Genomic DNA, 11,764 nt, shown 5'->3' with positions numbered 1-11,764 from the left:
AGGCCGCCGCGGTCTCAATCTGGCAGACTGCATCCATTATGCGTGCGCGAAATACTATCGTGTGCCCATCCTGGCGACAGATAACGAATTTCGCGAAACCGACCTTGAAACAGTTCCGTGAGCGGACGAGGTTTTATGTTCAACCAGTTTCCTGACGACGCAGATGGCGGGCAATTAGTTTCGCTTTGATTGCCAGTCAGAATTTTATTATGCAGAACTTGAACGGCAGCAACGGGGCCGGGAGCGGACAGACAGGTTGCGGGTACATACGGCATCAAAGGGGCCGCGGTGGTCATGGTGCCAGCTTTCTGTGTCAGTGCCGATGTCCACGATGCGATAGACCCTTAGCTAAGGATAGTTCAGCGGCTCATCCCAGTACTGCCGGAGAAAAGCCCTTCCGTCAGGAAGGTCATCATCGCATGGCCCGCGCTCAGAAAAAGTGGCGTCCGCCCGTGCGTGAATGGGCGCGGCGGGTTCCCCTTGCTGCCGTGGGCGATGTTGTTCCGTAGCTGAGCAAACGATCGGGTGAGCAGCCGGCTCCAGGACTCAATCGGCTGCGCATCGCTGTCCCAGTCGAGTTTACCGTCGCCCCGCAACGTCAGGTACTGCGGTGGCTCGTTCCTGAAGATGTCGAATCCGCTGGAAGCGAAATCAAAAGTGGCCCAGGCAAAAGCCGCCTCGACCTTGCTTGCCACAGCATCCCACTGCACCCCCACCACTCTTTGCCCAGCATTCGTCTGAACGAATGCCGGGTCCATCCTCATGAGGAAGTACTCGAATTTGGAGAATCTCATCATGTATTCGGAAAGCTGCTGTTCCATCACAATCTGTCCTCAAGCGGCTTTGGACGCGGACGGTTTGTTGTCGATCCTGGCGTCAATCAGAACGACGTCGCGATGACCCTCAATGCCGAGGTCTCTCAGAATTGCCGTAACCCGCATCTTCTCTTCTAGGGTAAAATAGATGATCGCCTTGATGCCGCTTTCGGCGTTGCTGGCGGCTTGATAAATCGGCAGCTGCTTCTCGAGATTGCGCCGTAGGGCGGTGTTCTTGGCGAGCTTCATCTCAATTAGCGTCTTGTCAAAAGCGCCGCGCGAGATCTTGTAGTCAACCGGGCCTCGACCATCGTTGGCCTCAGCACCTACATCCGACGGGGAGCCGAACCAAATGAGGCGGGCTAAGACGTGCAGATCCTGCTCGCGTTGAATTGCCTTGCCGTTGTGCCAGAAGATCCGGTGGCCTCCCTTGGTCTCGATGACATCCTTTAGGAAGGCCAGCCGCTGGTGAGTTTCTTCGTATGTACCGCCGGGTAGGGTATAGAAGCCGGTCGTGGCGGCGAGGAGCTCCTGCATCGCCCGGACGTGCTCCTCGAAGATCAACCGCGTCTCACTGACTCGTTCCGAGCTTACGTCCACAGCCTTTTCGCCAGTCTGCTCCTTATGTCTGATGTAGTAGTCAACCAGCAGCGGAAATTTGATGAACGTCTTGGCAGCAGCCTCATCGAGCTGGCGCTGCGTTACTTCGCCATCTGCAGGCCGGGCGAGCTCCTGCTCGAAATATGCAAACACCTGACCGCGAAGCTCGGCGTCAGGAATGGCCAAAGGAATTTGGTCAAAATCCCGGATCATGTCGGTGCGGTTAATCCAGTTTTCCTCGCGAGTTAGAATATCTTTCGGCGTCAGCAGCACAAAATCGTTGTCGCGAGCAAGCCATGGAAGTGTGTACTGTCGGCGTTCCCATGACCCGGTCCGGTAACTGAACACGGCTTTATTCACCCAGACCTTCCGGAGCAGCTTGGGGTCGATATGGGCGACCGCGAAGGCTTCGGTGTAGCTGCAGAGATAGTCCATGATTAGGTTGGTCGTGAAGTCGCTGATGTTGTCGCGGCCGACGCCGTCCCGGACGAGACATACTTTCTCAAGGTGGCTGCTTTTCGAGACCTTTTCGGCGCCGAAATCCGCAAACAGGTCCGCGAGATTCTCGCTCAGGGCTCTTGCGAATTCGCGGCCTAGTCCCGAGCCGCCGTTTCCAACCAACGAGAAGCCCATCCAGTTCTGACGCACCTCTGGAAAGTGAAACCATGCCTTGATCCGATCCGCATTGACGCGGCCGGCGAGGACCTGGTCACGCAGAAACCTGATGTACTGGAGGATGGACTCGTGGAGCTTCTGATATTCAGGGGTGGCGCTGTGGAAGAGGAGGAAAGGGTCTATAAAAAGCGGGAGGTCGTTGATGATGGACACATTGAACGCCCCATAGTCATCCAGCGTATCACGACTGACGCTGAAGTAGTCATGGAAATACGTTGCCATTTTGCCTCCTCCGGCTAGCGTACCATCACTATACTGCACCATTCACACAAATCTCAACTGGACAGCCCTGAAGCGGAGCTCAGCGAACACTCGTCCCAATTGCGTTGTGAAGCGGGATTGCGATCAGCCTTGGTCGCCCCGACCTCTTGCAATGAGGATTCACTGTTCTTGGAGACGAAGCTTCAGAATGCCGAAGCTCCCAGGTAAAGTGTGGGCCGATAGAGGACAGTCCGCCCACCAACTTGCAGGTGGCAAAGCCGACTTCCTAAAGCCAGTTGCCGCTCCTAGAGCATCACTTCTATCTCGCCGGGCTCGAACCACTCCTGCCGTATCATCGCGTCGCATGCCAGCGTTGGATCCGCAGTGTAGTAGACAACGGCAAGGCTTTGCTCGGCGCGGCTGCAGGTCACATAAAACAGTCGCCGAGTCCGATCGATGCTTGTCTCCTTCCCGGCCGTTTCATTGTCGATATCCGCCTTACTCTTCGCCTTCGTCGCGAAAAGCTTGTCATAGGCGAACATGAAGCCACGCGCTTCATCGTCGCTCACGACAACCATTACCCTTGGAAACTCCAGACCTTTTACCCCTTGGTGCGTGTCGAACTGCGATACGCCACGCACGTAGCGATCATATCGCTCAATTTGGTCGAACGGAGCCTCAAGCGCCAGCCGCCAACCGCCCAATTCATTTATGACATCGGCTTCCTCTTCCTGGTTCCCGACGTCACCGGCCAAGTCAGCATCACCGTCTTGAACGATGGCGTCGGCGACGGAAAACGGGACTAACACCTCGGGGATGGTGAAGAGGCTCGTTTCGGCGACATAGCGCAAGACCGACCGCGCAGTCGGCTTCTCATCCGCATTCACCAAGGCCAGCAGACCGTCGCTGGCAGCCTTGACCTTTCTGAGAATCTCGACCTGCTTCTCGCCGGCAGCTTCAAGCGCTTTGCGCTCGAGGAGTGGCGATGAGCGCCGAACGACTGTCGCAACGCCAAACCGATCTCCCGCGCGCAGGGCCACGACCAGTGGCAATATCTCGCGTGTGAAAAGTCCGATACCCGCGCCTGTCCCTTGCAGAAAGCTCGTGCGGATGCGCTCGACCGCGTAAAGAGGCTCGAAGAACTGTTCAAAGCCAAAGCGGCGTGCGGACATCAGGTGCTCCAGCGCCAGCGTCTTGATCGCTTCGGCTCCCTCCGCCCAACTCGGGTCGCCGGTGATCTCCGCCATTCGTGCTGCTACGGATGCCTCGGCCGCGCTCTTGTCGGCAATCGCCTGCGAGACGATGAAAAGCCGAACAACGCCCTGCTCCGCATCGCTCCGCGGCTGCTGTTCCTCACCATCCTCCGCTCGCCTAATTTTGTTAATGAGCGTGATGACCCGTGTGGGACAACGATGGTTCATCCGCTTCCTCGGCCTAGCCCAAGCCTGCGGGATCGCATCCGCTAAACGCTCCTTACCGTCGGCGTAGATGCGCTGCATCGTGTCGCCGAAGAGCCCCAGGCAAAAGACTTCGCTGTATCCCGCCTCGACATCGAGCAGCGCGTCCATGAGCCTCCGGCTCGTATCCTGGCTCTCGTCGATCAGGAGGATGGGGAATCGGGTGACCAGAAGTCGGCGCAAGCCAGGCTTCGCGCCGAGGAAATCGGCGGTCATGGCGATAACCTCTGCGTGGCTCAGAGAGTCCCTCGTCCGGTTGTCGCCCGTTGGGCTGTAAACAAATCGCGTAATTTCGGGGAGGTTCTCGCGACGACGCCGCTTGCTTTCTAACGAGCGAGCGCGGTCCGATGCGGCTTTGCTGTTTGCCCGCCCCTTCGCCTGTGCTGCTTCCAGTTCTGCGATATCCTCTAGGAGCCGAGTCGACAGCCACCCTCGAATATCACCGTCGTAGCCGGCAATCAGCGACCACGCGAACGCGTGAATGGTCGAAACCTCCACGCGAGGATCAAACTCGAGCCGTTGCTTGATCTCGTCGCAGGCGGCATTAGTGTAGGTAATCACCCCGATCTTCTGACCGGATAGCGACAATCGTCGGCCCTGCTCCTTACACACAGTCCGGATCGCCTCAACGAGCGACCGCGTCTTGCCCGATCCGGCGCCAGCATAGAGAAAGAAGCTCCTCGGCTTCTCTATGTTTAGGCAAGCGAGGATCGTTTCATCGGCTTCGGAATCGAATTTGTCGTCGTCTACGCTCATGCGTCGGCCCCCTCGATTTCGGCGACGGCATGCTCTTCGGCCGGCGGGTTAGCCTTGGCCTCCTCCTCGGGCGGCACCTCTTTAACCAGAGGCAGGATCTCAACTTGCTTTTTCTTGAGCTGCGCGAGTAGCCATTCAAGTCCCTCGGCGATGTAGCGCGGCACGACGATCGTGTTGAAATTCTCGACCTCCATCATGTCAAGCGCAAACTCAGCCTTCTTGCCGTTCTTGAGAGCAAGGTACATTTTCCCGCCAATCGCGGTCGCCCCGCCACCACCAGCGATAGCATCGCGAAACTTGCGGACCAGGCCCGTCCCATTGAGTTCGGCGAAGAAGCTGAGGTTGTCGAACGCCAGCGCGTCCTCAAACGTATACGGATATGCAATCTCCGGCCCGATAATATTCGGAGACGTCAGACCCATTGGGATCTGATACGCGGCCCGCACAGCAAATAGCGGATCGTCGTCTTCATGCAGCGTCTTCGTCGCGCCATCAGCTAGCATCAGCTCATCGACGTCATCGAGCTTTGGCACCCATGTCTTCAACGTCGCATTATTAGTTTTCTGACCAGTGCCTTTCGCGGGTTGGACGGAGGCACCGCCCGTTTTATCCAGTGTGTCCAGGTCGGTGATGATCAGGGTAAGCAAGCCGAGGTGATCAATCAAAGGCTTGAGACGATGCGCGTGACTTCCTCCGATCTCAAGTATGGTGATGTAGCACTGGTTCAGTTCGTCGTAGTGCGCTCGGATGAAATTCGGGACGAGCATGCGTTCCGCCGGGCCCTCCACCAAAATGGCCGCGTCGGCGAAAAACAGATCCGCGTGCTGTGCCCGAAGATATCGGGTCACGAACCGCTCGGTCTCGCTACCCGGACCAAAAACCTCCGATAGATTTATGACGGTGGATACCGGCACTTTCGCGGCCATACCGGCAGGCAGCCGCCGGAAATAGCGCAGGCACGAGAACGACGTCTCGTGCGCGACATGGCTCGAATGGGTGCTAACAACCAACTGGGTGCGCAGCTTTTGGCTGTCGCCAAGGTCCTCGTGCGCACGCAGCACCGCATAAGCCTTCTTGATGAAGACTTGCTGGACTTGCGCGTGCAAATGGGCTTCCGGTTCCTCGACTAGGACGAGATGGAGAGGTTCGGTCGTAGTCACTGTCACGCCGGTTGACGCCTTTCCGACACGCATCCAGGCGTCACGAAAGCTCATCAAACGGAATATCATTGAGATCAGGTTCTGATAGCCGAGGCCGTTATTAGCCTCGGGTAACCGCAACACGGGCGTCGTCGCGCCGTCGTCGGCAATGACGTCTACCTCGAAGCTGATCGCCGCATTGTGGTTGAGACCGTCAATAGCTTTCAAGCGCGTCGAGACGCGCGGACGCGGATCAGTCACACCAGGGTATCCCATACCCTCGACCTCAGTGAACGCCGCCTTGAAACTCTCGGTCAGCCGCTTGTCGAAAGCGTCCTGGGCGGCTTCTATCGCCTGCAACGCGCCGAGATCCTTCGGATCAGGGCCCTTGGTCGGGTCGAGGTGTTTGGCGTAGTAGCTTCTGAGCTGGTCGGACAGCCGACTGCCGCTTGCCGACACTGGGGCATCCTCCTCCGAGGCCTGCTGTTCCTCACCGAAGCCCCTCTGTGCCGGTATGTCATGAACTCGGATCAAACCGCTCAGCGGGTCACCCTCGATCGGCCGAGATCCGCTAGGAAGGATCTGTGGACGCGCCAGAGATTTTGCAGGAGCGGCAAGCTGACCCGGATCCAGCGAATAAGCCCGAATAGTGAAGTGCGTCGACAAACGCTTGCTCAGGAAATCGATCAGACTCTCGGGCCAGATCGTCAGCTTGGGCGGATCAGTGTCCAGACTATCTGCTGCAGCGGCCGCCATGGCTGCCGCCCTCATCGTCTCGGCATCGCTCACCGCGCCCATGTACTCTTTGTACAAGAGCGCGAGGTCTTTCGGCTCGTAGCGTAGCCGGACACCAAGTTGTCCCCCCTCCCAATCCAAGGTCGGGATGAAATCACGAACGTGGTGCATCTCCCCCGCTTCGACGTGCAACCACAGATCCAAGGTCGGCAATGCGTCAACCCAGGGATCAACGACTAACTCGACGATTTCCTCCGCGTTCCGGGCAGCTATCCATGCCTCACCCAAGGCAATGATTGTGGGCCAATGGCACAACGTGAAATCGTGCATCTCGAATGGACAGCGTCGCGGCGACAGGAAGCGGCGTAGCGCAAGCATCGCCGACGTCTTGCCACTGTTGTTCGCTCCAACGAAAAGTGTGGTCGTGTTCGAAAGGTCGACCCGCGTCGACAACAACTTCCTGAAATTGGCGATTTCTAAGAATTCAATATGCATGACTAGCGCCTCCCACCCGGTATGGGTCAAGAATAACCATAGAGAGACATTACAATCTACGGGTGTTTTGAGCGACCGCTTCTGGGTAGAAACAAATTCTGCCTGAAAGTCCGTTGTGGGGGCGCAATGCAGTCCGACCGCTTTCACCCTTACAGTGGCTGACGCTTGCTTACGCGGGCGGATAGTTTGGTGACGGCGGCGTCGCGAGGGTGATCAGGTTGCCGTCGGGATCGCGCACTTGCGCCAGCGTTGAATAGTCGCCCGGGATGTCATCACCCAGCATGATCCCAACGCCCCGCAACCGTTCCCTTTCGGCGGCAACGTCGTCGACAATCAGGAAGATCGCCCCTCGCCCGAACAGTTTCGTATACCAGGCTTCGGCAGCTCCAAGGTCCGCGATCTGCAAGAACTTCTTGCTGTGACATTCGTCGTCTTCGCAAATGGAAGTGTCTTTCGAGCCTGCCAGCCTAACATAAAGCACCGCGGAGACCGAACGCCCCGCATGATTGGTTCCAGTTCGGCAACATGCGACGAGGCACGGCAGCCGACGGATGGACGCAGAAAATCACGTCACAAAGGGCATGATATCGACACCATCGCCTGGAAACACCGTGATATGCGGATGGTCTTGAAACAGCTTTGCCGCAGCCTCCGCGGTTTCAGCTTCCACCACCAGATAACCGCAGAAAGGATTTGTGGCTTCCGTTATGGCATGTTTTGTCACACGGGTTGTCTTCCCCACCATGCCGCCGCGATCCAGGATGACCGCGGCATGGCGTTGTTCCCATGCCGCCCATTGGGCTAATCCTTCCGCATCGACCGCGTCCTGCTCTGCTTTTGGCAACCGTCGAAAGGATGCGAGATCTTCAGGCTTCATCGTATAAACAGCCAGAAATTTCGGCACCGGTATTCCTCCCTGAACTTTAAACGCCATCAGTCTAGCTTTGCTGCGACTGAAATAACACCGTGTCGATGCTGACGAAGCAATGAAGCGCTGCGTGCCCTTGCATTGGGACTGCGGCTTGATCGAACAACGAGCCAACGGATTCCAGTAGTGGTTCCCGGATCCGGCAAAGGCCGTGAGGACTTCAGATAGGGAAGCAGCAGCCCATTCGCCGTCGGAAATTCCCGCCTCCCCCCTCGCCGGTCGGCCTTGGCGGCGCGATCATCTGTTCACAAGCTCACGCCGCCATTTCGCTCGACGCGCACCGTGCTATTCTTTTGGCCTGTCATTAGACAGGCCTGCATGAGATTCCGAACCGATACCCGAACACAGCGCAGTTCTGGTTCGGCATGGCCTTTTCGGTGGCTCCGATTGGACTTTCTGGCGGGATAGCACGACTTTTCTACAAGCTAACCTATTCAATAGGTTACACAAATTTCGATATACGAAACCGAATATAGCTCTTGCTTTCGTTACTGCGACGTTAACTATACCGGTTAATAACATCTGATAAGTACAGGTTATCGGAGGTTATAGATTTGAAGCCGCAAATCGGTGAAGTCGGGGCAAAAGGCAGCGGTTGAACAGGAGAAAAAGACGCGCAGGAACCTAATCCGAGCGCTGTGTTTGTCGGTGGCGGGCACTGCGCGCAAGCGCAACAAAACGTTGCCGGATCTCGGCAAACAGCGCCGGTGGCACCGGACCGTAATAGCCGGTATCACCATCGACAGGTCGCAGATCCGGTCCCGGCCAGACAAAGCGATTGCTTTCGCTGAGCACGATCCAGGAACGCTCATCGTCCAGTCCGAGGCGGCGTTTGGTGGCAGCGGGAATTTCAATCGCCTGGTCAGCCCGTTGCGGTGGCGTGTGGGTGACGGGCAAAACCCTGACAACCGGCGATCCGTCTTCCAGTGTCGTCGTGATAGCCAATACGAGAACAGGACGATCCTTGTCGCCCTCTTCCCGTCCCTGCTCGAACTGCCAGTGCCACAAATAGGAATATCTGAAAATCCAACCGACCTTGGGCTCACTCGGAATCATGCTATTTTTCGTTCAGTTCACGATCGAGATGCTCAAGGCCGGCTTCCATCGAGGCGGCTTCAACAGCCGCGAGATCGTCTTCGGCCAGCATACCGGTCAATTCGACGCGACGCTCGCGCCGCATCAAACGCAGATAATCCTCGTAAGCGAGCAGAACAGTGCGCGGGCGACCGTTCTTGGTAATAATAACCGGATCGCGCACGGCAGCGTCCTGGTAAGCGCCAAAATTCTTGGAAATCGCTGCGGCTGTTACTGTGGATGTCATGATCAACCTCCGTTTTCCGTAATATACGGATTCTCCGGGTTTTCCGCAAGTTTTTAAATCGAGAAGCATCGCGCAATGACCAGACCAGAGCGCTTGCCTTCTAATGTCCAGATCCGGGCGGAACAGCTCGATACAATCGCCGCTGTCCTGCCGATGAACCGCCGCGACATGCTGGCCGGGATTCTGACGGATGAAGATGTCGAGACACTGCGCCATCTGGTCAATGAAGGCATGGGCGAAAACACGCTGCGCGCCCTGACCTCGGATCTAGCCTATCTCGAAGCTTGGTCGATGGCTGCGACCGGCAATCCCCTCCCCGAAGCGATGGAACAATCGCGTCATCGCTCCGTGCAGCAGGCATCTGACTATTACAACGACGCCAAGCGGCGCAGCGGACGCGCGTCGCGGCTACTGAGCTGACCCGTAAAACCATTCGACCCTCCCGAAAAATACGGCATGTGTCGTATTGAAGTCGGCTTATTGCAGAGCTAATCGCGAAGAGGTAATCTTGCCCCATCGCTGTGGGGACAGCAAATCGGGGGCGATCATGGGGCAGCAGAATTCAAGAACCAAACTTTCGCGCCCACAGGTCTCGCAGTGGCAGCGGCATCTGTTATGGCTCTCATCCGCTGTCTTCGTCTCTACGCTAACGTTACCGCTTCCAGTCAAGGCAGAAACCTGGGTCGGTGGGGCCGGATTTTGGGATTCTGTCGTTTTTTGGCAGGAAGGGACAATTCCGAATGGTGTTGGAGACGTTGCAACTTTCAATGGCGTCGGGGATTGGGGATTCAGCGTTGCCCTGAACGGTCACCGGACCATAGGAGAATTGAATCTATCCTGGCTAACTCCTGGCATTAGTTCTGGGTACATTTTTTACACCGGCGCACTAACCTTTGCCGCAGCCAACGGAAACGCCGCGATCAATGTTGCGAACGGTGCCAGGATGGATTTTGCTCCAACCGTATCCATTGAGCTGGCGTCCAATACTGTTTTCAACACGTCCGAAGCTGATTCCTATGTATCGTCTAGCTCCTCGATCACAGGACCGGGAGCGCTCATCAAGGAAGGACCTGGCACAGTCGGTTTGTTCGCTCGGAATTCCTTCACGGGTGGGACCCGTGTCGAGGACGGGAATCTTTTTGCCGGCGCCGCAGGGCTTTCGTCAACAACACCGCCTATACCGTGAATGGCGGCGCGCTTATCTTAGGCGGTTTTGATCTGACGATGTCGTCGCTCAGCGGTAGCGGCGGCTGGGGTTCCCTGGGCAGCGCCGACTTAACGATCAATCAGATGCTCGATACAACCTATTCAGGCAGAATTAACGGGTCGGGAACCCTTGCCAAGTCTGGCTCTGGTACGCTGACATTGTCGGGCAGCAACAATTACACCGGCGGCACGACCATTTCGGCAGGAACGCTCGTTGCCAATCATGCGGACGGTAGCGGCGTCGTTGATGCGCTGGGGACGGGTCTGATCACCCTCAACGGGGGAAGGCTACATTCCGCCACGGACGGCACGATATCAAACAGCCTGTTTATGAATGCAGGAACGACGAGCACAATCAGTGCGGACACCGGCAAGACGCTCACGCTGACAAACGGACCCGGCCAGTATTTCTCGCTTATGGGAAATCTGGTCATTGGAGCAAATGATGCGGCCGGCACCGTGGTTATGGACGCCGTTCCCCTCAATATCAGTCCAACGGCAATCATCACCGTTGCAAACGGGCGACTGAGAGATAACACCAACGCACTTGGAGCCTATACCGCATCGGCTGCAGAAACGCGCGTTGCATCCGGAGCAACGCTCGATTTTTCAACGTCTGGCGGAACAATCCGTAATTTGCAGGATGGGGCGCTTGGGCTGGGAGGCGCTGTTGCATGGGGTAGCAGTGCGCTTGTTATCGACAGCGGAAGGTTCTCGGGAATCCTTGATAATCAGCAGAGCGGATCGCTTATCAAGGAAACAACGGGCACACTGGTCCTTAATGGCGACAATTCTGCTTTCACCGGAGCAGCCTTGGTGCGAGGCGGTGTGATGATCATCGGCGAGAGCGCCAATAGTTCTGCGATCATTGGCGGCGAGATCGATGTCGGTTCAGGCGCGACGCTTGGCGGACACGGCGCGGTCGGAAACGCGACCATTCTAGCAGACGGGATGCTATCACCCGGCAATTCCATTGGCACATTGACCGTCAATGGCAATCTGACGCTCGGACCTGGCTCAGCGCTTGAAATCGAAATTGCCAGCAATGGCGCCTCCGATCGCGTTGATGTGTCAGGGACTGCCACCGTTTCCGGCAGTAATGTCTTGGTCACGACCATCGATCCAGAAACCAGTTATCAGAACGGCCAACTCTATCATATCCTGACGGCGGATGGCGGTATCAGTGGTGAATTCGCAGGCGTTGTGTCGAACTCAGCCTTTCTCGATATGAGCCTTGCCTATGGTAACACAGCGGCAGACCTGAAAATCTGCTTGAAGACCGGCTGTCCCAAGCCGGTTGGTCCTGAACAGCCCTCCCCTGCCCTCTTCACAACTGTGGCCCAGACCCGCAATCAATATGCGACGGCCGGCGGACTGGATAGTCTGGCGCAGACAGGTTCGTCGCTTGCGCTCTATAACAGCCTGCTGATGCTGTC

Annotated in this window: 11 protein-coding genes and 1 pseudogene; 4 read left to right on the top strand and 8 right to left on the bottom strand. The window is 57.0% G+C overall.

All coding sequences use genetic code 11. From position 1 onward, the window contains the following. On the top strand, nucleotides 1-121 hold a 121-nt coding region (locus tag JAU75_RS23665; protein WP_199058350.1), incomplete at its 5' end, for a type II toxin-antitoxin system VapC family toxin. Between the two features lie 238 nt (nucleotides 122-359). On the opposite strand, the gene JAU75_RS23660 is transcribed toward JAU75_RS23665, so the two are convergent. The 8 genes from JAU75_RS23660 to JAU75_RS23625 form a co-directional block, all read right to left on the bottom strand. Next, nucleotides 360-821, bottom strand: a complete 462-nt coding sequence (locus JAU75_RS23660; RefSeq protein WP_199058925.1) for a hypothetical protein — start codon at nucleotides 819-821, stop codon at nucleotides 360-362. A 12-nt stretch (nucleotides 822-833) separates the two neighbouring features. Continuing rightward, nucleotides 834-2,312 (bottom strand): hypothetical protein, encoded by a 1,479-nt coding sequence (locus tag JAU75_RS23655; RefSeq protein ID WP_199058924.1) that lies wholly within the window; start codon nucleotides 2,310-2,312, stop codon nucleotides 834-836. A 284-nt stretch (nucleotides 2,313-2,596) separates the two neighbouring features. Further along, a complete protein-coding gene (locus JAU75_RS23650) occupies nucleotides 2,597-4,504 on the bottom strand; it encodes a UvrD-helicase domain-containing protein (RefSeq protein WP_199058923.1) in 1,908 nt (635 codons plus the stop codon). Next, entirely contained in the window at nucleotides 4,501-6,873 is a 2,373-nt protein-coding gene (locus JAU75_RS23645) for an AAA family ATPase (RefSeq protein WP_199058922.1), read from the bottom strand. Before JAU75_RS23645 ends, JAU75_RS23650 begins: the two co-directional genes overlap by 4 nt. Before the next feature lie 169 nt (nucleotides 6,874-7,042). Beyond that, on the bottom strand, nucleotides 7,043-7,279 hold the full coding sequence (locus tag JAU75_RS23640; protein ID WP_247880609.1) for a hypothetical protein: 237 nt from the start codon (nucleotides 7,277-7,279) through the stop codon (nucleotides 7,043-7,045). 159 nt (nucleotides 7,280-7,438) lie between these two features. Further along, entirely contained in the window at nucleotides 7,439-7,777 is a 339-nt protein-coding gene (locus JAU75_RS23635) for a hypothetical protein (RefSeq protein ID WP_199058921.1), read from the bottom strand. Between the two features lie 648 nt (nucleotides 7,778-8,425). Continuing rightward, nucleotides 8,426-8,857, bottom strand: a complete 432-nt coding sequence (locus JAU75_RS23630) for a plasmid maintenance toxin (PemK-like) (RefSeq protein ID WP_199058920.1) — start codon at nucleotides 8,855-8,857, stop codon at nucleotides 8,426-8,428. A 1-nt stretch (nucleotide 8,858) separates the two neighbouring features. Then, the gene (locus JAU75_RS23625; protein WP_199058919.1) at nucleotides 8,859-9,122 is read right to left on the bottom strand and encodes a type II toxin-antitoxin system Phd/YefM family antitoxin; all 264 of its coding nucleotides are present in this window, start codon (nucleotides 9,120-9,122) and stop codon (nucleotides 8,859-8,861) included. A 75-nt stretch (nucleotides 9,123-9,197) separates the two neighbouring features. Here JAU75_RS23625 and JAU75_RS23620 point away from each other — a divergent pair. The 3 genes and pseudogenes from JAU75_RS23620 to JAU75_RS23610 all read left to right on the top strand — a co-directional run. Further along, nucleotides 9,198-9,440 (top strand): annotated as a pseudogene (locus JAU75_RS23620) (integrase); the annotation flags it as partial. 229 nt (nucleotides 9,441-9,669) lie between these two features. Continuing rightward, entirely contained in the window at nucleotides 9,670-10,308 is a 639-nt protein-coding gene (locus JAU75_RS23615; RefSeq protein WP_199058918.1) for a hypothetical protein, read from the top strand. Nucleotides 10,309-10,346: 38 nt separating this feature from the next. Continuing rightward, on the top strand, nucleotides 10,347-11,764 hold a 1,418-nt coding region (locus tag JAU75_RS23610; protein WP_199058917.1), incomplete at its 3' end, for an autotransporter-associated beta strand repeat-containing protein.

The sequence above is a fragment of the Ochrobactrum sp. Q0168 genome, assembly GCF_016427605.1.
Lineage (GTDB): Bacteria > Pseudomonadota > Alphaproteobacteria > Rhizobiales > Rhizobiaceae > Brucella.
This window is presented reverse-complemented; position numbering and strand designations above follow the sequence as displayed.